This window comes from Halomonas stenophila (assembly GCF_014192275.1).
GTDB classification, from domain to species: domain Bacteria; phylum Pseudomonadota; class Gammaproteobacteria; order Pseudomonadales; family Halomonadaceae; genus Halomonas; species Halomonas stenophila.
Genome location: NZ_JACHXR010000001.1, coordinates 818,003 through 837,936 on the forward strand (window position 1 = coordinate 818,003; position 19,934 = coordinate 837,936).

16 protein-coding genes are annotated in these 19,934 nt (G+C 69.6%); 10 read left to right on the forward strand and 6 right to left on the reverse strand.

Annotated features, from left to right (window positions below):
• Positions 1-55: 55 nt before the first annotated feature.
• The 9 genes from can (at position 56) to FHR97_RS03740 (ending at position 9,410) form a co-directional block, all read left to right on the forward strand.
• Entirely contained in the window at positions 56-709 is a 654-nt protein-coding gene (gene can / locus FHR97_RS03700) for a carbonate dehydratase (protein WP_183382383.1), read from the forward strand.
• Positions 710-889: 180 nt separating this feature from the next.
• Positions 890-2,464, forward strand: coding sequence for an ABC transporter substrate-binding protein (locus FHR97_RS03705; RefSeq protein ID WP_183382384.1), 1,575 nt, complete (start codon positions 890-892; stop codon positions 2,462-2,464).
• A gap of 99 nt (positions 2,465-2,563) precedes the next feature.
• Positions 2,564-3,610 carry an ABC transporter permease gene (locus tag FHR97_RS03710; RefSeq protein ID WP_183382385.1) on the forward strand — a complete coding sequence of 349 codons (1,047 nt, stop codon included), beginning with the start codon at positions 2,564-2,566 and terminating at the stop codon, positions 3,608-3,610.
• Entirely contained in the window at positions 3,607-4,563 is a 957-nt protein-coding gene (locus tag FHR97_RS03715; RefSeq protein WP_183382386.1) for an ABC transporter permease, read from the forward strand. Before FHR97_RS03710 ends, FHR97_RS03715 begins: the two co-directional genes overlap by 4 nt.
• 5 nt (positions 4,564-4,568) lie before the next feature.
• Complete coding sequence (locus FHR97_RS03720; protein WP_183382387.1) at positions 4,569-5,591, forward strand: ABC transporter ATP-binding protein; 1,023 nt, start codon at positions 4,569-4,571, stop codon at positions 5,589-5,591.
• Positions 5,588-6,634 carry an ABC transporter ATP-binding protein gene (locus FHR97_RS03725; protein WP_183382388.1) on the forward strand — a complete coding sequence of 349 codons (1,047 nt, stop codon included), beginning with the start codon at positions 5,588-5,590 and terminating at the stop codon, positions 6,632-6,634. The genes FHR97_RS03720 and FHR97_RS03725 overlap by 4 nt, the downstream gene beginning before the upstream one ends.
• A 147-nt stretch (positions 6,635-6,781) precedes the next feature.
• Positions 6,782-7,711 (forward strand): LysR family transcriptional regulator, encoded by a 930-nt coding sequence (locus FHR97_RS03730; RefSeq protein WP_183382389.1) that lies wholly within the window; start codon positions 6,782-6,784, stop codon positions 7,709-7,711.
• Positions 7,712-7,929: 218 nt separating this feature from the next.
• Positions 7,930-8,472, forward strand: coding sequence for a hypothetical protein (locus FHR97_RS03735; protein WP_183382390.1), 543 nt, complete (start codon positions 7,930-7,932; stop codon positions 8,470-8,472).
• A gap of 158 nt (positions 8,473-8,630) precedes the next feature.
• A complete protein-coding gene (locus tag FHR97_RS03740; RefSeq protein WP_183382391.1) occupies positions 8,631-9,410 on the forward strand; it encodes a Crp/Fnr family transcriptional regulator in 780 nt (259 codons plus the stop codon).
• On the opposite strand, the gene msrA is transcribed toward FHR97_RS03740, so the two are convergent.
• From msrA to FHR97_RS03760, 4 genes are read right to left on the reverse strand one after another with little or no spacing between them, the layout of a single operon-like run.
• Positions 9,391-10,005 carry a peptide-methionine (S)-S-oxide reductase MsrA gene (msrA, locus tag FHR97_RS03745; RefSeq protein WP_183382392.1) on the reverse strand — a complete coding sequence of 205 codons (615 nt, stop codon included), beginning with the start codon at positions 10,003-10,005 and terminating at the stop codon, positions 9,391-9,393. The two genes, FHR97_RS03740 and msrA, sit on opposite strands and share 20 nt — an antisense overlap.
• 20 nt (positions 10,006-10,025) lie before the next feature.
• The gene (gene tamB, locus FHR97_RS03750) at positions 10,026-14,024 is read right to left on the reverse strand and encodes an autotransporter assembly complex protein TamB (protein WP_183382393.1); all 3,999 of its coding nucleotides are present in this window, start codon (positions 14,022-14,024) and stop codon (positions 10,026-10,028) included.
• An 11-nt stretch (positions 14,025-14,035) separates the two neighbouring features.
• The gene (gene tamA / locus FHR97_RS03755) at positions 14,036-15,892 is read right to left on the reverse strand and encodes an autotransporter assembly complex protein TamA (protein ID WP_183382394.1); all 1,857 of its coding nucleotides are present in this window, start codon (positions 15,890-15,892) and stop codon (positions 14,036-14,038) included.
• A gap of 29 nt (positions 15,893-15,921) precedes the next feature.
• On the reverse strand, positions 15,922-16,776 hold the full coding sequence (locus FHR97_RS03760) for a hypothetical protein (RefSeq protein ID WP_183382395.1): 855 nt from the start codon (positions 16,774-16,776) through the stop codon (positions 15,922-15,924).
• Positions 16,777-17,048: 272 nt separating this feature from the next.
• Between FHR97_RS03760 and FHR97_RS03765 the strand changes: the two genes are divergently transcribed.
• A complete protein-coding gene (locus FHR97_RS03765) occupies positions 17,049-17,627 on the forward strand; it encodes a superoxide dismutase (protein ID WP_183382396.1) in 579 nt (192 codons plus the stop codon).
• Between the two features lie 110 nt (positions 17,628-17,737).
• On the opposite strand, the gene FHR97_RS03770 is transcribed toward FHR97_RS03765, so the two are convergent.
• On the reverse strand, positions 17,738-19,027 hold the full coding sequence (locus FHR97_RS03770; RefSeq protein ID WP_183382397.1) for a nucleotide sugar dehydrogenase: 1,290 nt from the start codon (positions 19,025-19,027) through the stop codon (positions 17,738-17,740).
• Positions 19,028-19,030: 3 nt separating this feature from the next.
• A complete protein-coding gene (gene galU, locus FHR97_RS03775; RefSeq protein ID WP_183382398.1) occupies positions 19,031-19,921 on the reverse strand; it encodes a UTP--glucose-1-phosphate uridylyltransferase GalU in 891 nt (296 codons plus the stop codon).
• Positions 19,922-19,934 lie beyond the last annotated feature (13 nt).

The following is a 19,934-nucleotide window of genomic DNA, read 5'->3' on the forward strand; positions in this document are numbered from 1 at the left end:
TGCCGGTAATAAAAAATGCTATCGGTCAGATGGCCTGTTCATAAGAGACCCCACCATGAAAACCGAGATGAAGCAGCTGCTCGAGCGCAACCGCGACTGGGCGGAGAGCGTGAGCCGCCAGGATCCCGACTTCTTCGCCCGCCTCTCCCAGCAGCAGAATCCCGATTACCTGTGGATCGGCTGCTCCGACAGCCGGGTGCCGGCCAACCAGATCATCGACCTGCCGCCGGGCGAGGTGTTCGTCCACCGCAACGTCGCCAACCTGCTCCATCACAACGACATGAACGCCCTCTCGGTGGTGCAGTTCGCCGTGGACGTGCTCAAGGTCAAGCACATCATGATCGTCGGCCACTACGGCTGCGGCGGCGTCAAGGCCGCGGTGACCGGCGGCGAATGCGGTATCGTCGACTACTGGCTGCACTCGGTACGCGAGCTCTACAGCCTGCATCGCCCGAACCTCGAGCACCTGCCGCTGGAGCAGCAGGTCGACCGCATGTGCGAGCTCAACGTCCAGGCCCAGGTCAACAACCTGTGCCGCACCAAGATCATCCAGCGCGCCTGGCAGCGTGGCCAGCCGCTCGCCGTGCACGGCTGGGTCTACGGCCTGAGCGACGGCCGGATCACCGACCTGGAGTGCAGCGTCACCGGCCTCGACCAGGTCTCCACCCTGTATCGGATCGATCGCGTGACGCCGCCGAGCGAAGATTGATCCCCCGCCGCCCGGCGAGTCCTCATCCTCATTCGCCGGGCGCATGACGCCTGTCACTTTTTCGATTGTCTTCCTGCCGCCGGACTCTCTATGTTGGGGCCTGAACCGGAATAAACGGTCGTTCGCCTCGCCGCCCTCGGCGAGGCGGAGAACAACAATCCATCCGGCATGGAACGACTCATGACAATCAAGAAGACTCTGCTGGCCAGCGTCATCGGCGCCGCCATGACGACTGCTGCGATCGCTCCGTTCGCCCAGGCCGAGAACCATCTGCGCATGGCCTACGACGCCGACCCGGTCTCGCTCGACATCCACGAGCAGCTCTCCGGCGGCATCCTGCAGCTCTCCCACATGACCTTCGATCCCCTGGTCCGCTGGACCCGGGACCTCGCGTTCGAGCCGCGCCTGGCCACCGCCTGGGAGCAGGTCGACGACACCACCATGCGCATGAGCCTGCGCGAGGGGGTCGAGTTCCACAGCGGCAACGCCTTCACCGCCGAGGACGTGGTGTGGACCGTGGAGCGCTTGAAGCGCAGCCCGGACTTCAAGGCGATCTTCGAGCCCATCGCCTCCGTCACGGCGGTCGACGAGCACACCGTGGAGTTCACCACCGAGAAGCCCTACCCGCTGCTGCCGAACCTGGCCACCTACATCTTCCCGATGGACCGCCAGTTCTACAGCGGCACCGACGCCGACGGCGACCCCAAGGACGAGATCGTCAAGAACGGCAACTCCTACGCCTCACGCCACCTCTCCGGCACCGGTCCCTTCGAGGTCACCGAACGCCAGCAGGGCGTGCGCATCGCCTTCGAGCGCAACGCGGACTACTGGGACGAGGGTTCCCCGGGCAACGTCGACAGCATCGTCCTGACCCCGATCAGCGAGAACGCCACCCGCGTGGCCGCGCTGCTCTCCGGCGACGTCGACTTCGTCGCCCCGGTGCCGCCCAACGACCTGGAGCGCATCCGTAAGGACGAGGACACCCAGCTGGTCACCATGTCCGGCACCCGGATCATCCTCTTCCACATGAACCAGGAGCGCGTCGAGGCCTTCCAGGACCCGCGCGTGCGCCAGGCCTTCGCCTACGCCATCAACCAGCAAGGCATCGCCGACCGCCTGATGAAGGGCTTCGCCACCCCGGCCGCCCAGTTCTCGCCGGCAGGCTATGCCGGCCACGTGGACGGCCTCGAACCGCGCTACGACCTGGAGAAGGCCAAGCAGCTGATGGTGGAGGCCGGCTACGCGGACGGCTTCGCGATCACCATGATGGCGCCCAACAACCGCTACGTGAACGACGCCAGGATCGCCCAGGCGGTGGCCGCCATGCTGGCGCGCATCAACGTCACGGTGGACCTCAAGACCCTGCCCAAGGCCCAGTACTGGGGCGAGTACGACGACCGCGTCGCCGACATGATGATGATCGGCTGGCACGCCGACACCGAGGACTCCGCCAACTTCCACGAGTACCTCACCCAGTGCCCGGATGCCGACAGCGGGGCCGGCCAGTACAACGCCGGCAACTACTGCAACCCGGAGCTCGACGCCCTGGTCGCCGAGGCCAACCTGGAGGTCGACCTCGAGAAGCGCGCCGAGATGCTCCAGCGGGTCGAGCGGACCCTGCACGAGGAGGCCGCCTTCATCCCCCTGCACTGGCAGGACCTGGCCTGGGCCTCCGCCGACCGGGTCGACATCGCACCGGTCCTCAACGTGATGAATTTCCCCTACCTCGGGGACCTGGTCATCGCGGAAGAGTGATCCTCCCTCGCCGGCGGCCTCGCCGGCGAGTCCTCCAACCTGACCCCGTGACAGGCTCCGCGGAGCCTGTCACCACGTGTTGCACACGGGACGCCACCCATGATCGCCTTTCTGATCAAGCGCCTCTTCCATGCGCTGCTGGTGATGTTCGTCATCAGCGTGATCGCCTTCGCCATCCAGGACAACCTGGGCGACCCCATCCAGCAGATGGTCGGCCAGTCCGTCCCGGAGAGCGAGCGCGAGACCCTGCGCGAGGAACTCGGCCTCAACGACCCCTTCGCGGTCCAGTACCTGCGCTTCGCCGCCAAGGCGGTGCAGTTCGACTTCGGCTACTCCTACGTCTTCAACGAGCCGACCACCGAGGTCATCCTGCGCCATCTGCCGGCGACGCTGGAGCTGGTCGCCGCCTCGACCTTCCTGATCATCGCCCTGTCGATCCCCATCGGGGTCTACAGCGCCATCAAGCCGCGCGCCTGGCTGTCACGCGTCTTCATGGGCGTGTCGATCATCGGCATCTCGATCCCGGTGTTCCTCACCGCCATCGTGCTGATCCAGCTGTTCGCCATCGGCGTGTCCTGGAGCCCCTTCCCCGCCGACACCGGCTGGGGCGCCTGGCTCAATGGCCTGCTGACCACCGACGGCGGCATGCCGGCCTACGGTCGCGGCGACCCGGTGCCCGTCATCGGCACCTGGGAGACCAACTTCGCCTCCCTCGAGGGCCTCACCTACCTGGTGCTACCGGCCATCTCGCTGGCCTCGATCATGCTGCCGCTGTTCATCCGCCTGATCCGCGCCGAGATGCTCGAGGTGCTGCAGTCCGACTACGTCAAGTTCGCCCGGGCCAAGGGCATCTCGCCGCGGCGCATCTACTTCCTGCATGCGCTGAAGAACACCATGCTGCCGGTGATCACCGTCGGCGGGGTACAGATCGGCACCCTGGTGGCCTACACCATCCTCACCGAGACGGTCTTCCAGTGGCCGGGCATGGGCCTGATGTTCCTCGACGCCATCGAGCGCTCCGACATTCCGCTGATCGTCACCTACCTGATGATCGTGGGGCTGATCTTCGTGATCACCAACACCCTCGTCGACCTGATCTACGGCCTGGTCAACCCCACCGTCAAGCTGACAGGAAAGCCCGCATGACCACCACGACCTCTGCCATCGAGAGCTCCCCCACGGCGAGCCGCTGGGAGCGCCTGCGCGACTCCTACCTGCTCTACAGCTTCAAGCGCGACCCGATCGCCCAGGTCAGCCTCGCGGTGTTCATCGTGCTGGTCGCCGCCGCCGTGCTGGCCCCCTGGCTGGCGCCGATGAACCCCTACGACCTGGCCCAGATCGATATCCTGGCCTCGGAGCTGCCGCCCTTCTGGATCGACGGCAGCGACCCGGCCTACCTGATGGGCACCGACGCCCAGGGACGCGACCTGCTGTCGACCATCCTCTACGGCGCCCGGGTGTCGTTGATCATCGGCTTCGGCGCGGTGGCCATGCAGGCGGCGCTGGGCGTGTGCTTCGGCCTGCTGGCCGGCTACCTGGGCGGGCGCGTCGACGCCTTCCTGATGCGCCTGGCCGACATCCAGCTGTCCTTCTCCACCCTGATGGTGGCGATCGTGGTCGGCGCCCTGTTCAAGGCGATCTTCGGCGGCGCCACCTACAGCGCCTACGCCGTGCCGCTGCTGGTGCTGATCATCGGCCTGGCCGAGTGGCCCCAGTACGCCCGCACCGTGCGCGCCTCGGTGCTCGCCGAGAAGGGCAAGGAATACGTCGATGCCGCTCGGGTGATGGGCCTGTCCAGCCGGCGCATCATGTTCCGCCACATCCTGCCCAATACCCTGTCGCCGATCTTCGTCATCTCCACCGTCCAGGTGGCCAACGCCATCATCTCCGAGGCGGCGCTGTCCTTCCTCGGCCTCGGCATGCCCGAGACCCAGCCGTCGCTGGGCTCGCTGATCAAGTCCGGCTTCGACTACCTCCAGTCCGGCTCCTGGTGGATCACCCTGATCCCCGGCCTGGTGCTGGTGATCCTGGTGCTGGTCATCAACCTGCTCGGCGACTGGCTGCGCGATGTGCTCAACCCGCGTCTCTACAAGGGCTGATTCTCATGTCACTTCTCGAAGTCAATAACCTCGACGTGCGCTTCGCGCTGCGCCGCGGCGACGTCCAGGCCCTGCGCGATGTCTGCTTCCGCCTGGATCGCGGCGAGCGCCTGGGCATCGTGGGCGAGTCCGGCGCCGGCAAGTCGGTGGCGGCCTTCAGCCTGCTCAACCTGATCGCCAAGCCCGGCTACATCGCCGGCGGCAGCATCCGCTTCGACGGCCAGGAGCTGATCGGCCTGGGCGATCGCGCCCTGCGCCGGATCCGCGGGCACCGTATCTCGATGATCTTCCAGGATCCGATGATGACGCTCAATCCGGTGCTGACCATCGGCGAGCAGATGGTGGAGTGCCTCAGGGCCCACCGACGCATCTCGACGCGGGACGCCCGGGCGATCTCGCTGCGCAAGCTGGAACAGGTGCAGATCCCCTCTCCCGAGGCGCGCCTCGACCAGTACCCCCACGAGCTGTCCGGTGGCATGCGTCAGCGAGTGATCATCGCCATCGCCCTGCTGCTCGACCCGGACATCATCATCGCCGACGAGCCGACCACGGCGCTCGACGTGACCATCCAGGCCGAGATCATGGCGCTGCTGCTGGAGCTCTGCGAGGAACACAACGTGGGGCTGGTGCTGATCACCCACGACCTCGGCGTGGTCAGCCAGGTCACCCAGCGGATGCTGGTGATGTACGCCGGCCGGGTCATCGAGCAGGGCCCCACCCGGGAGATCATCAACGATCCCCAGCACCCCTATACCCAGGGGCTGATCAACGCCCTGCCGCAGATGGCCACCCCCGGCTCGCGCCTCAACCAGATCCCGGGCAGCATGCCGTCGCTGAACAATCTGTCGAGCGGCTGCGCCTTCCACCCGCGCTGCGGCTTCGTGACCCGCCCCGACGATTCGACGCGCCAGGCCTGTGTTGATCAGGAGCCCGGCTTCGTGACCTCCGGCAACTGCCAGGCGGCCTGCCACATGGTCGCCGAGATGATCGAACGCGAACGCCTTCCGGCCGAGGAGCAAGACTCATGAGTGCGACCGCGACATCCCCCGCGCCGGAGCAGGCGAGCCCACTGCTGTCGCTGCGCGGCCTCGAGAAGCGCTTCTCGCTGTCCGGCGACTTCCTGGAACAGCTCAAGTTCAAGGGCGGCAAGCTGGTCCGCGAACAGCAATACGTGCATGCCATCAACGGCGTCGACCTGGACATCCAGCGCGGCGAGGCGCTGTGCGTGGTGGGGGAATCCGGCTGCGGCAAGTCCACCGTCGCCCGTACCGTGATGGGCCTGATCACGCCCAGCGGCGGCGAGATCCACTACGACGGCGAGCGCATCGACGATCGCTCCACCAGGGCACTGCTGCCCTATCGCCGGCGCATGCAGATGATCTTCCAGAACCCCTATGCCTCGCTGAACCCGCGCATGACCATCCAGCAGACCCTGGAGGAGCCGATCCGCCTGCACCACCCGGACTGGACGCCCCAGCGGGTCGAGGAGCAGGTCGCCGAGGTCATGGCTTCGGTGGGCATCGCCCCCGACTGGGGTGGGCGCTACGGCCACGAGTTCTCCGGCGGCCAGCGCCAACGCATCGCCATCGCCCGGGCGCTGGCCGTGGATCCGGAGTTCATCGTCGCCGACGAGCCGATCTCGGCGCTGGACGTCTCCATCCAGGCCCAGGTGCTCAACCTGCTGATGGAGGCCCAGCGCGAGCGCAACCTGACCTACCTGTTCATCACCCACGACCTGGCGGTGGTCGAGCACTTCGGTACCCGGGTGGCGGTGATGTACCTGGGCCGGGTCTGCGAGGTGGCGCCCACCGCCACGCTGTTCGCCACGCCGCGCCATCCCTATACCCAGGCGCTGATGTCGGCGATCCCGCGGCTCGAGGACGAGCGTCCCCAGCACCTGCGCCTGCAGGGCGAGGTCCCCACCCCGGTCCACCTGCCCTCGGGCTGCGTCTTCCATGGCCGCTGCCCCCACGCCGATGCGCGTTGCCGCCGCGAGGTGCCCTCGCTGATCGCCACCGACGAGGGCGGCCAGGTGGCCTGCCACGGGGTGGAAGAAGGTCGCATCGGCTGAGCCGCCGGATCTGGCATACTACGCGCGTTGAAATACCGATGAGCGGCCGTGATCCGGCCCTTGTCGGTTCATGCGGCGCTGGCAAGCGCCGCCCAGCGGCGGCCGGCCGATGTTACCCCATCGGCCGGTCGTCGGGACGAGGTTGATATGGAACTACGCTGGCTGGACGACTTCATCGCCCTGGCCCGTACCCGGCACTTCTCGCGGGCGGCGGATGAGCAGAACGTCACTCAGCCGACCTTCTCGCGGCGCATCAAGCTGCTCGAGGAGGAGATGGGCACCGTCCTGGTCAACCGCCAGACCCTGCCCCTCTCCCTGACCCCCGCCGGGGAGGAATTCCTGGCCCTGTGCCAGGACGTGACCCGACGCGTCGCCACCACCCGCGAGCGGCTGCTCCAGCTGGCCGAGGCCAGTGCCAGCCGCATCCGCCTGGCGGCGCCGCAGAGCCTGCTCGCCCACTTCCTGCCGGAGTGGCTGGCGCGCTGGACGTCGCCCCCACCGCTGGCTCCCTACCTGCGGGCCACCGGCTGGCTCGCCGACGACTACTTCCAGGCGCTGGCCCGGGACGAGTGCGACCTGGCGCTCTGCTACTGGCCGGCCATCCCCTGCCCGCTGGCCTTCGATACCGAGGGCCTGGAGCACCGGGTCCTGGGGCGGGAACGCCTGCTGCCGGTGTCCCTGCCGGACGCCAACGGGCGTCCTCGCTTCTCCCTGGAGGGGGCCGGGCGACGGCCGGTTCCCCTGATCGCCTACCATCCCCGGGGGCTGATCGATACCGTCATCCGCAGCCACCTCCGGCAACAGGGGGACGCACCGACCTTCAGCGTGCTCAACGAGAGCATCCAGAGCAGCAACATCCGTGAGCTGGTCGGGCTGGGCTACGGGCTGGGCTGGCTGCCGCATCGGGCGGTCCAGGACGCCCTGGCCGGCGGCACGCTGGTGGCGGCCGGCGCGCCCCGCTGGGAGGTGCCGATGGAGATCCGCCTCTACCGGCATCGTGCCACTCCCCATCGCGCGGTGGCCTCCCTGTGGCAGGCCCTCGAGGCCCCCGCCCCTCGTGGCGACAGGGCCCGATGACGCCGGGGCGCCACCGGGCGAGTGTTCGCCCCGCCCCGGGGCTCGCCTCACCGCTGTTCGTGCTGTTCCGCCCGTCATGGAAAGAAGTAAAAAAAGTCGGGTTCTTAACCCATGTTGGCAGACTCCATCGGCGATCTTCCCTAGGCTGAGGCCTGTCCAAGGCGTGCCGAGCCGGTCCGTCGCGGAACAACCATGACAACAAGACGGTGGGACACATCGTGAACAGAACGCACGGAACCGAACGCCATCCGGGCCTCGAGCCAGCGAGCTTCTCCCTGCCGGAGGACCTCCTGGCGCTGGCCAATGACCATGAGCACCATGAATATCATCGCTACCGCTGGCTGTCCCTGCGCTTCCTGCCCTACCACCTCGGTATCAGCCAGCTCATGCAGGCCCTGGCCGGCGAGAGCCGACAACGGGTCCAGGCCTTGATCGAGGTGTCGGCGCCCCTGGATGCCGGCGCCTCCGGACTCCGGGATCCCGCGCTGGCCCCCTGGCAGGACTGCCGGGAGCGACAGTCCCACTTCTTCATCTTCGATGATGCGTTGGCGGCCCGGGAACTGGGAAGGGCCCTGCTCGAGGAGCACCGCTCGCGTCGCTTCTACGAGCGACTTCAGGCCTACAACGGCATCGCCGGACTGGATGGCCTGCTGGGCGCCTTCGTGGAGCAAGCCCGAGCCCAGTGCACGATCCTCGAGGAAACCCTGGAGCAACTGCCGGTGCGGCCGCGCCCCATGGTGGGATGCCGGGTCCGCGGCTAGAGTGAAGTCACAGGGGTAACCCGCCGCGCCTGGCGCCGGTCAGGCGACCTCCCCGGCAACGGGGCTTTTCCACCGAGGGCCGTGCCCATCCCTGCTGACCGCCACGCGGCGACGCGCCTCGCCCCCGCCGCGATGCAGCACGCCCCCGGGGCGGCGACATGAGTCTGCTCGCCTCGGCCATGGGCCGCTATGTCGCGCTGTCGGCGCTGGAGGAGCGCTGCCTGGCCGCCCTCGAGTCACACGCCCGGCCCGCCGCGCGGGAGCAGCGGCTGTGGCTGCCCCACGACAGGGTCGGGTCGCTGTTTGTCCTGCAGGACGGCTGGGCCTGCACCATCCGACGCACCGGCGATGGCGAGCGGCAGGTGATCGAGGTGCTGCTGCCCGGGGATATCATCGGGCTACGGGAGTTCACCTTTCGCCGGCACGTCAGCGAGGCCCGCATGATCACCGCCGGCACCCTCCTCCCCTTCCCCCATGAGCAGATCGTCGACCTCGTCGCGGCCTCCACGCCCCTGGCGATCGCCCTCTTCGCCGTCATCGGCCGCCAGGAGGCGATCCTGACCGAGCGCATGCTGGTGACCCTCCATCACAGCGCCCGCTCGCAGGTCCTGCACTTCATCCTCGAGACCTTCACCCGGCTCGCCAAGCTCCAGCCGGTGACACTGGACAGCTTTACGTTTCCCGTCACCCAGCGCCTGCTGGGGGAGATCCTGGGCCTGTCACCGGTGCATATCAATCGCACCCTGTCCGCTCTGGAGCGAGACCGGCTCCTGAAGAAGCACCGGACCCGAGTGGAGGTCTACGATCGGGCACGACTGCTGGAGGAAGCGGCGTTCGACGCCGCCTACCTGAGCGACGAGATGGATGGCCTGCGGGAACGACTGGCGCATCTCCGAGACGTGAGCAGGCCGGACCGGCTCAGCCGATCGGACAGCTGACGCCGGTGCCCTTCAGCCCGCAATAGCCCCCGGGGTTCTTCTCGAGATACTGCTGGTGATGGTCCTCGGCATAGTAGAAGGTCTCCAGCGGGGCGATCTCGGTGGTGACTTCGCCGCGCCCGGCCCGGCGCAGGGCCTCGGCGTAGGCCGCCCGGCTGCGTTCGGCGACCTCGCGCTGGGTCTCGCCGGTGGTGAGGATGATCGAGCGGTACTGGGGGCCGATGTCGTTGCCCTGGCGATGGCCCTGGGTGGGGTCATGGGCCTCCCAGAAATGCCGCAGCAGGGTCTCGAGGTCGATCCGTCGGGGATCGAACACCACCCGCACGACCTCGGCATGGCCGGTCCGCCCGGTGCAGGTCTCGCGATAGGTGGGGTTCGGGGTCACGCCCCCGGCATAGCCCACCGCGGTGACGTGCACGCCCGGCAGCTGCCAGAACAGCCGCTCGGCGCCCCAGAAGCAGCCGAGGCCCAGCACGATCTCCTCCATGCCCTCGGGCCAGGGCGGGGTCATGGCCTGCCCGCTGACCGCATGCTCGCCATGAATGGCCAGGGGCGTATCGCGGCCCTCGGGGGCGTCATCGACTCGTGTCGGCATAGCGTATTCCTCCATAGGGTTCATGGCGTGGGGGGATCGCCGGGCAGGCTGAAGGTGTAGATCAGGTCCACGGCCTGGGCGGCGCCGGATACCGCCTCGACGTAGAGGTCCCGCCACAGCTTGTAGCGCAGGGTCAGCTCGGCGATGGGCGAGAAGACCCCGACACCATAGCCGACGCTCAGGCGGTCGGTCAGGTTCCCGGTGACCACCACCTGACTCTCCTCCCCCGTGCCGGCGGCGTCCAGGCTCAGGTCCTGGATGCCGAAGGCCTCGCCGATGGCCCCCACGGCGCCGCCGGCCTGGCCCAGGGTCACGCCGATCAGCGCCGAGGTGAGGGCGCCGTCGGCACCGCCGGTGTCATCCGGGGCCCGCCCGCGCAGCACGTAGGACAGGGCCCGGGCCTCGTCCATCGCCGGCTCCGAGAAGACCTCCAGGCTCGGGCTGGACGCCGGCCCGGTGACACGCAGCCCGGCGACGACGTCGTCCTCGGTGCTGGCGGGATTGCGGATGGCCTCGAAGTTGAGCAGTGGCTCCCCCGGGGGACCGCTGAAGTAGAGGATCCCCTCGCGGATGATCAGGTCCTGCCCGAAGGCGCGGAAGCGGCCATCCTCCAGGTTGACGTCGCCGAACAGCTGCAGGGGGCCATTGGACTGGCGAACCTCCAGCCCGCCGGCCAGCTCGGTCTCCAGGCCATAGGCCGTGAGGCGCATGTCGGGGCCCAGCTGCAGGTCGACGCGAATGTCGAGCACCATGCCGGCACGCTCCATGGCCTCGGCGGTGGAGGCGCCGGGGGCCTCGGCGGCGACCTGTTCGGCCGCCTGGTCCAGCTGCCGGGCCTCCTCCTGGGTGAGGATCACTTCATCGGGACTCGGCGAGACGGCCGAGGCCGGGACCTGGCCGACTTCCAGTCGCGCCCAGGGAATCTGCACGTCCCCGCGCACCCGCAGGCGTTCCGGGGTCGCGCGGATCGACAGGTCCGGCGCCAGGCGCAGGCGACCAACACCGGGCAGTGCGGCCAGTAGCGGCTCGTCGCGTGCCTGCAGGTCAATGGCGGCCCGCCAGGCCTCCGGCGAGGGCCAGCGCGCGTCGCCGCTGATCAGCAATCGTCCCTCCTCGGTGGCCAGGAAGCCGTCGATGTCGGCGCGCTCGCCGGCCAGCGCCACGGTGACGCGGCCATCGGTCACCGCGATCGGCAGGCCGAGGCCGGCGGCACGCAGGCCCGCCAGCTCCACCCGGCCATCGAGCCGCGGCGTGGTCCGGGTGCCGCCGATGCCCACCTCGCCGTCCAGCCCGCCCTCGAGGGTCTCGAGGCCGGCGACCAGCGGTCGATAGGGGCTCAGGCGCAGGTCCTCCACCCGCAGGCGGCCGTCGAGCCTGCCGGCGCCGAGGGGGTCGTCCACCCCGAGGTCGAGGCGCAGCGCGCCGCTGTCGCCGAGCGTCAGGGCCAGCGCCAGGTCGGCCCGGGCCTGGTTGGCCTCGAGGTCGAGCTCCAGTCCGGTGCCCGGTACCGACCAGGACTGGCCATAGGCGTCCTCCCCCTCGATGGTGGCGCGACTCTGCAGCGAGGCGTCGAGCTGCCACCGGGCCGCGCCCCGGGACCAGCTGGCGACGATATCCCCGGCGTTGTTGCCCTCGATGTCCCATCCGGCCGGCAAGGCCTCGGCGATCAGGTCCATGGGCAGATCGCGGATCGCCAGGACGGCGCGGCCCTGCTCGGCAGAGGCCGACAGCGTCTCCTCGAGGCACAGGGCTCCGCCCTCGACTCGGACCAGGCAGAAGGGCTCGACGGTCGCCGCCCCCGCCGCCAGGTCGGCCTCGAAGGCCAGCGCCTGCTCCAGGGCCAGGCCGCCATAGGCGGTCTCCGCCTCCAGCGGGCTCAGGCGCCCCCGATAGCGCTGCCGCTCGGCGCCGAGGCCGCCCTCGAGGGCCAGGGCCAGGCGGGACAGCGGGCCCTCGGTGTCGCCGTCGACGGCCAGGGTCAGGCGATGCGACGACAGTCGTCCGTCCAGATCGAGGCTGATGTCGTCCAGGCGCTGGCCGCCGGCGGCCACCTCGCTGGCGGTGAGCGCCAGATCCAGGGCCGGGTCCTCGAGGCCGGCCACCTCGCCGGCCAGCGACAGGCGGGCCAGGCGGTTCTCGCCCAGCGCCAGGCCCTCGCCCTCCAGGGCCAGCTCGAGCCGGGGCGCCTCCAGGCTCCCCGACGCCTGGAGCCGCCCCGACAGCGCGCCGGCCAGGGTCGGGTACAGGGTGTCCAGCCGGGGCAGGTCGAGAACGGCATCGAGTGCCAGGCGCTCGGGCGCTACCTCGCCCTCGGCGGTGAGGCGATTGTCGCCCTGGTGCAGGGTCAGGCGGTCGATCCACCAGTGCATGCCGCTGTCACCGGAGAGACGGGCCTGCAGGGCCAGCGGCTGGTCGGCCAGCTCCCCGTCGAGGGCCAGCGAGGGCACGCCCAGTCGCCAGCCATCGGGGGTCTGGCTGAACGCCAGCTCGGCCTCGCCGTCCAGGCGCCCGGACAGCCCCTCGACGAAGGGCTCGGGATCGACGTTGTCGAGGCCCAGCCGGGCGGAGACGGACAGCGCCTCGGACCAGTCGATGCGCCCCCGGCTGCTGACGATGCCCTCACCGGTGGCCAACCGCAGCGGCTGCCAGGCGAAGTGCTCGAGGTTGCCGCTCCCCGTCAGGCTCAGCTCGCTGCGCGGCAGCGACGGGCCCTCGGCGGTCAGGGCCAGTCGGGTCCGGTAGTCGGTCAGCCGGCCCTCGGCGGTCAGCGACAGGTCCTCGATGCGCCAGGGCGCGGGCGGCTCGCTGCTGTCTCCCTCCTCGGCCGGCGGCACACCGGGCAGCGGCCACTGCAGTTCGGGGCTCTGCAGGCTGGCCGTGAAGGGCAGGCTCGGATCCAGGGCATCGAGGCGCGCCGTGAACTGCGCCTCGACCGGTCCGCTGGCCCTGAGGTCGACCTCCAGGTCGGCCAGGCTGCCCGCCAGGGCCAGTTCGAGACGCTGCCCGGCCAGGGCGGGCAGCCGCTCCGGGAGGTAGAAGTCGGCGGCCAGTCGTGCCTGCAGCGGATAGTCGTCGCGCAAGGTGATCCGGGCCATCAGCTCGGCATCGGCCTCCCGGGTCGCCACCGCCAGGGGATCGATGGCGATCCGCTGGTCACGGGCCGTGACGCTCAAGTCGAGGCGATCGATCACATAGGCCATGGCGCCTTCCAGGGCGGCATCCTCGACCGTCAGGCGGGGGACCTCCACCGCCAGCGGCAAGGTGATCTCGGGCAGCGTCAGGCGAGGCCGCTCCTCGGGCGGCATCGGGTCGCGGCCCTCGACCACCGCCGCGGCCCGGGCCGGCAGCGGCGAGCGCACGGCGATGGCGGCGTCGATGGCCGCCGCGGCGAGCCGCGGCGCCGCCTGCTCGGCCTCGCCGAGGGCGAGCCGCTGACCGGGCGACAGCGGCAGTCGCAGGCGGGCACCGACGAGCCGCGTGGGATCGAGTCGCAGCGTGCCCGCCTCGGCCACCGCCCCCGAGGTGAAACTCGCCCAGCGCACCTGGGTGCCGTCGGCCAGGGTCACCTCCACGTCGCGCAGGGCCAGCTCGCGCAGCTCGATGGGAAACGGCAGCTGGAGCGCCCCGGGCGGGGCCTCCCTGGTCGCCTCGGGGGGCGTCTCCTCGGGGACGGCGTCACTGGCGGCGAGCCGGATGCGCGCGCCCTCCACGACGAGCCGGTTCAGGCATAGCCGGCCATCGAGCAGGCAATCCTCGGCCCAGGCCAGCTCCAGGCGGGCCACGGCGACCCGGGCAGGTCCCGCCGAGAGGCGCAGGTCGTCGATGAGCAGGGTGTCCAGCGGCGCCCCCTCGACCCGCCCCACCTCGAGGAGCCCGAGGCGCTCCCCCTGGCTCAACAGCAGGCCCGTGCCCCAGGGCGACAGGGCCAGGCCCAGCAGTAGCAGGACCAGTCCGAGGCACCAGAGCGGCAGGAGGATCAACAGGCGGGCCAGGGCCCAGGTCAGACGGCGGACTCTCACGATACGGCCTCTCAGAATTCCGGGCCAATGGCGAAGTGGATGCGGAAGGCATCCTCGGCATCGAAGGGATGGGCGATATCCAGCCGGATGGGCCCCACGGGCGAGATCCAGCGGACGCCGAGCCCGGCGCCGGTATTGAGCTCGGCGGGCCACCACTCGGTGAAGGCGTCGCCGACATCCACGAAACTGGCCAGCCACCACTTGCCGGTCAGGCGGCGCTGGGCCTCGACGCTGGCCACGAAGCGCTGTTCGCCGCCGAGCAGCTCGCCGTCCTCGTCCTCGGGGGACAGGCTCTCGTAGGCATAGCCGCGGACGCTGTTGTCGCCGCCGGTGAAGAAGCGCAGCGAGGGCGGGATATCCGCGAAATCGTCGGTGGCGATCGCCCCCACCCCGACCCGCCCGATAAAGCGATTGGCATCCCCCAGCATGCGGATCCACTGGCTGTCGCCGTTGAGCCGCAGGAACTCGGCGGACGACCCCCACATTTCGCTGGAGTACTGGAGCGTCAACTGCTGGCGGTCCCCCCAGGTGGGAAAGGTGGGATTGCGTGATCGCGTGCGGGTCCAGCGCACCCCCGGATAGAGCAGCACCACCTGGTTCGACACGCCGGCCTGGGTGAAGTCCTCAAAGGTGCTGCGCAGATAGATGAGCTGTTCCCAGTCGTTGTCGAACTTCCAGCGGCGACCGAATTCGACACTGGCCTCGAGGGCGCGGGTATCCTCGCTGTCCTTGTTGCGCAGCCCGTACTGCAGCTGATAGCTGTCGCGCCGCGGATCCTCCAGCGGCATGTTGTAGGTGCCGGTGAACTGCTGCTCGGGCCCGGAGATGTAGAGGTCGTGGTCAAGGCTGTGCCCGTAGCGGTTGACCCAGGGCTGGTCCCAGGCGAAGCGCGCCCGGGGGCCCACATCGGTGGCATAGCCCACGCCGACCTCGAACTGGTGGCGGTCCGCCGGGGTGACCGTCACATCGATGGGCACCGCTGGCACGGCGGGGGCCGGCACCTGGCCGGCGGCGGCCAGGGCCTCGCGGCTCAGGCGTGGCGCGGGCCCCGGGAGCGGGCCGGCGCCCTCGACGTCCAGGGCGCGATAGACCCCCAGCGGCGCCTCGGGCAGGGCCAGGCGAGCGATGCCGGCATCGAGACGGGGCCGCACGCTGACCGAGCCGAACCATTCGGTCTCGCCGAGCCGCTGGTTGAGGGTCGCGACGTCGCTGGCCAGGTAGGGAGCGCCCTCGCCGAACGGCACCAGGTTCTGGAGACGGTCCGCCTCGATGTGCTCGCCGCTGAAGCTGACCTCCCCGAAGCGGTGACGCACGCCGCTGTCCAGGGTCAGCGACAGGCGCGCGCTGTTCGCCCAGGGGCGAATCTCCATGCGCCGCTCGTCGAAGCGCCAGTCGAAATAGCCGCGTTCCAGGGCCAGGCTGGCCAGGCGACGGCGCAGCGCATCGAAGGGCGCATGGCGCAGCACATCGCCCTCCGCCTGGGGGTAGGCCTCGATGGCCTCGCGAAAGGGCGGGTCCTCGGCCGCCTCCCCTTCCAGGCGGAATGCCAGGCGCTCGATCCTGACGGGCGCCCCCGGGTCGATGTCGACGGTGACCTCCGTGGGCGCCTCGGCATCGTCGAAGCGCACCCGCAACTGGGGGGAATAGTAGCCGTAGACCCGCAGGGCCTCCTGGCTGAGGCGGCGCACCTCGGCCTCGAGGCGCTCCGGGCGATACTGGCCGGCGTCCAGCTCGTCGAGATAGACCTCGACGTTGTCGGCCAGTTCCTCCTCGACCCCCTCGATCCGGGCGTCGATCGCCAGGGCGGCGGGGGCCATGCCGAGGCACAGCAGCGCGGGGCCCAGGCGTGTCACTAGGTGTCTTTCCATAAGGCGATGGGTTCCTGGCGGACGTCCTGTCACTCCCGGAGGGCCTCGAGCTGGGCATTCAGGGCCAGCTGGGACTGGCGGAGATCGCGTAGCTCGGTCTGCATGTCGGCCAGGCGCGCCGCCAGCGACGCCACCCGCCCCCGGGCATCTTCGCCCGCCCCCGCCAGGGCTTCAACCTCGTCGCCGAGGGCGGTCATGTCTTTCTCCAGGTCGTCGAGGCGAGAGGCGGCGCGGTCGGCATGCTGCTCGAGTCGCGCCTGCAGCCCTGCCAGGCGCGACCGGGTCGCCCGGCGATCGCCTTCCAGGCTCGCCAGACGCGACTGGGTCGCCTGGCGGCCCTCCGCGAGGGTCGCCAGGCGCTCGCGCAGGGCTGCGCGGCCCTCCTGGCCGGCGCGCTCCAGGGCGTCCAGGGAAGTGCGAACGGCCCCGAGGGTGGTGCCTCGCACCTCGCCGTCCTCCTCGAGGGTGGCGAGGCGGGCCTCGAGATCCGACTGCGCCTCGGCCAGCGGCGTCAGGTGCTCCTCCTCCCAGGCCGCCAGGCGGGCCTCGCGTCGCTCGTCGAGACGCTGCTCCAGGCCTTCCAGGGGGGCCAGGCGCTCCCGGATCGCGTCCAGCGCCTCGCCCCGGCCTTCCTCGGCGTCGAAACGGGCATGCACGTTGGAGACCTCGCCGCCCAGCCGGGCGAGGCGCTGCTCGACGCGCTGTCGCTCCATCCACCCCACCGCGGCCAGGGCGGCCAGGGCCAGCACCAGCAGCAGGATCAGCAGCCAAAGCGGCCAGAGACGGGCAGGCGGCACGGCGTGATGCCGATGGCCGGACAGGCTGGCATCGGGGTCCGGAACGATCGGTCGGGGGAACCGGCTGTCTTCCGGGCGCTCTGCCATGACGTTCTCCTTGCTCGGTGCGGTGACGGCTTCCAGCCGGCCTGTGGGGTCGACGCTACCACAAGTCCGAGTACGACGATCGGAATTGGCGGTCCCGGACCCGGGTGATATGATGCCGTGGTGGCTGGCACAGCATGCTGATAGTGTAAGGTTTTTCATCGACGGAGCGAACGGGGCGCGGCCAACGAAGGCCGACGAGACCTTGAATCTCCGTCGTGCAACACCGCATCATGGGTCGCCGACCCGCAACGCTGACGACGAGGAGAACCGAAATGGCATTCGAACTACCCGCACTGCCGTATGAGAAGAACGCGCTGGAACCGCACATCTCCGCCGAGACCCTCGAGTACCACTACGGCAAGCATCACCAGGCCTACGTCAACAAGCTCAACGAGCTGACCGACGGCACCGAGAACGCCAACAAGTCCCTCGAGGAGATCATCAAGACCTCTTCCGGCGGGCTGTTCAACCAGGCGGCTCAGGTCTGGAACCACACCTTCTACTGGCACTGCCTGTCACCCAACGGTGGCGGCGAGCCCACCGGTGCCCTGGCCGACGCCATCAACGCCAAGTTCGGCTCCTTCGACAAGTTCAAGGAGACCTTCAACACCCAGGCCGCGGGCAACTTCGGCTCCGGCTGGACCTGGCTGATCAAGACCGATGACGGCGGCGTCGACATCGTCAACACCAGCAACGCCGACACCCCGGTGGCCCACGGCCAGACGCCGCTGATGACCATCGACGTGTGGGAGCATGCCTACTACATCGACTACCGCAACGCGCGTCCGAAGTACCTGGAGAACATCTGGAACCTGATCAACTGGGACTTCATCGCCCAGAACTTCAGCTGATCCGGAGCCGCCGTGCCCGAACGGGCACGGCGACAAGGAAGTGCCAACGAGACGGCCCCGCCACATGGCGGGGCCGTCTCGTTGGCTTGGCGCCCGTGGATGCCCCGGGCTCAGGGATCCGCGCGGCGGCCGATCCCGCGATAGTGCAGGCCCATGGAGGCCACGTGGGCCGGGTCATAGATGTTGCGCCCGTCCAGCAGCAGGCGACCGGTCAACTGGCCCGCCAGGCGGGGCCAGTCGGGATTCCAGTAGGCCTTCCACTCGGTCACCAGCATCAGGGCGTCGGCCCCTTCGCTGGCCTCGAAGGGATCGCCATCGAACAGCTCGAGCAACGGATGCTCGCCGAGGCGCTCGCGCAGGGCGACGACGGCCGCCGGATCGTGTAGCCGGACCCGCACCCCCTGGGCCCAGAGGGCCCGCAGCAGGGTCAGTACCGGGGCGTGATCGATACGCGCCGTGCCCGGCTTGAAGGCCGCTCCCCAGATCGCGACCACCCGCCCCTCCAGCCGGCCGTGGTAATGCGCCCAGAGCTTGCGGAACAGGGTTTCCTTCTTGTGCTCGTTGATGTCGACGACCTGATCGAGCAGCGCCGAATGCCGGCCGCTGGCCGACTGCACGTCGGCCAGGCGCATCAGGTCCCGGGAAAAGTTCGGGCCGCCGAAGCCGCAGCCGGGGTACAGGTACTCGTAGCCGATACGGGTATCGGCCCCCATCCCCTGCCGGACATGCTCGACATCCACGCCGAGGGAATCGGCCAGGCCGGCGATCTCGTTCATGTAGCTGATGCGGGTGGCCAGCATGCCGTTGATGGCCAGCTTGGTCAGCTCCGCCGCCCGGCGCGGCATCCGCTGGAATACCTCGCGGCGGCGATTGAAGGCACGCAACAGCTCGCGTACCTGATGCTCGGCGGCGTCGTCATCGCACCCCAGCAGCCAGCGAGACGGCCGGGTGAAGGCCTCCCAGGCGCGGCCTTCCTCGAGCAGGTCGGCCAGCGCCACCGCATGGCGCCCGCCGAAGCCGGCCTCGAGCTGGTCGGTGTCGCCGACCGGAAAGGTCGAGTTGTTGATCAGCACCGCTTCGGGGGACAGCGCGGCACTCGCCTGCGCCACCGCCTCGGCGGCGTCGCCACGCTGCTCCGGCGACAGGGCCAGCCACAGCACGTCGAAGGCGGCCCCCTCGTCCGGGGTCTCGTCCGCCGCGAGGATGCGCAGGTGCCCCGTGGTCATGGCCTCCTCGAGGCGCTCCTTGAGCTGCGGCTCGCTGGTCAGCCAGGCGCTCGTCGTCAGGGTGGTCCAGTCCTCGCTGGCATGGGGCCGCCAGACCACGCTGTGTCCGACCCAGGACAGGGCCGCCGCCGCCGTGGCCGCGGCGAGTTCACTGCCGTGTACCAGTACACGCATGGCTCAGTCCTCGTGGCTGTAGCGGCTCAGCAGCTCGCGGAAGCCCTGACCATAGCGCGGGTGGCGGCGGCCATAGGCGAGAATGGCCTCCAGGTAACCGAGTTGATGGCCGCAGTCATAGGTGCGACCACGCATGCGCCAGGCATCCACCCCCTCTTCGCGACGCAGGGTCTCGATGGCATCGGTCAGCTGGATCTCGTTACCGGCCCCGGGCGGGGTCTCGGCGAGCAGCGGGAAGATCCGACCCGGCAGCACGTAGCGCCCGATCACCGCCAGGTCGGAGGGTGCCTCCTCCACCGCCGGCTTCTCGACGACGCCGGCCAGCGGGCAGAACCCGCCCGGCGCAGGTGGCTCGCCCTGGGGGGCGACGATGCCGTACTTGTAGACCAGCTCGTGGGGGACTTCCTCCACCATCAGCTGGCTGTGACCGGTCTGCTCGAAGGCCTCGAGCATGCCCGCCAGGTCGTTGCGCTCGAGGCCGGTGTCGTCGACCAGCACGTCGGGCAGCAGCACGGCGAAGGGCTCGTCGTCACCGACCACGGGGCGGGCACAGAGCACCGCGTGACCGAGGCCCAGGGGCTCGGCCTGGCGCACGCTGATGATGTTGACGTCGTCGGGCACGATCGAGCGGAGCTCCTCGAGCAACTCCTCCTTGCCCTTGGCCTCGAGGCTGGCCTCGAGCTCGAAATGCTTGTCGAAATGGTTCTCGATGGCACTCTTGCTGCCATGCGTGACCAGCACGATATCGCGGATGCCGGCCTCGACGGCCTCCTGCACCACGTACTGGATCACCGGTCGATCGACGATGGTGATCATTTCCTTGGGAATCGCCTTCGAGGCGGGCAGGCAACGAGTTCCGAAGCCGGCGACGGGCAGAACAGCCTTGCGGATCATGGTGCGGTCCCTG

Bases quoted from the DNA above. Each gene is read 5' to 3' on its own strand.
- can (WP_183382383.1), top strand. From the start codon at position 56: ATGAAAACCGAGATGAAGCAGCTGCTCGAGCGCAACCGCGACTGGGCG.
- FHR97_RS03705 (WP_183382384.1), top strand. From the start codon at position 890: ATGACAATCAAGAAGACTCTGCTGGCCAGCGTCATCGGCGCCGCCATG.
- FHR97_RS03710 (WP_183382385.1), top strand. From the start codon at position 2,564: ATGATCGCCTTTCTGATCAAGCGCCTCTTCCATGCGCTGCTGGTGATG.
- FHR97_RS03715 (WP_183382386.1), top strand. From the start codon at position 3,607: ATGACCACCACGACCTCTGCCATCGAGAGCTCCCCCACGGCGAGCCGC.
- FHR97_RS03720 (WP_183382387.1), top strand. From the start codon at position 4,569: ATGTCACTTCTCGAAGTCAATAACCTCGACGTGCGCTTCGCGCTGCGC.
- FHR97_RS03725 (WP_183382388.1), top strand. From the start codon at position 5,588: ATGAGTGCGACCGCGACATCCCCCGCGCCGGAGCAGGCGAGCCCACTG.
- FHR97_RS03730 (WP_183382389.1), top strand. From the start codon at position 6,782: ATGGAACTACGCTGGCTGGACGACTTCATCGCCCTGGCCCGTACCCGG.
- FHR97_RS03740 (WP_183382391.1), top strand. From the start codon at position 8,631: ATGAGTCTGCTCGCCTCGGCCATGGGCCGCTATGTCGCGCTGTCGGCG.
- msrA (WP_183382392.1), bottom strand. From the start codon at position 10,005: ATGCCGACACGAGTCGATGACGCCCCCGAGGGCCGCGATACGCCCCTG.
- tamA (WP_183382394.1), bottom strand. From the start codon at position 15,892: ATGGAAAGACACCTAGTGACACGCCTGGGCCCCGCGCTGCTGTGCCTC.
- FHR97_RS03760 (WP_183382395.1), bottom strand. From the start codon at position 16,776: ATGGCAGAGCGCCCGGAAGACAGCCGGTTCCCCCGACCGATCGTTCCG.
- FHR97_RS03765 (WP_183382396.1), top strand. From the start codon at position 17,049: ATGGCATTCGAACTACCCGCACTGCCGTATGAGAAGAACGCGCTGGAA.
- FHR97_RS03770 (WP_183382397.1), bottom strand. From the start codon at position 19,027: ATGCGTGTACTGGTACACGGCAGTGAACTCGCCGCGGCCACGGCGGCG.
- galU (WP_183382398.1), bottom strand. From the start codon at position 19,921: ATGATCCGCAAGGCTGTTCTGCCCGTCGCCGGCTTCGGAACTCGTTGC.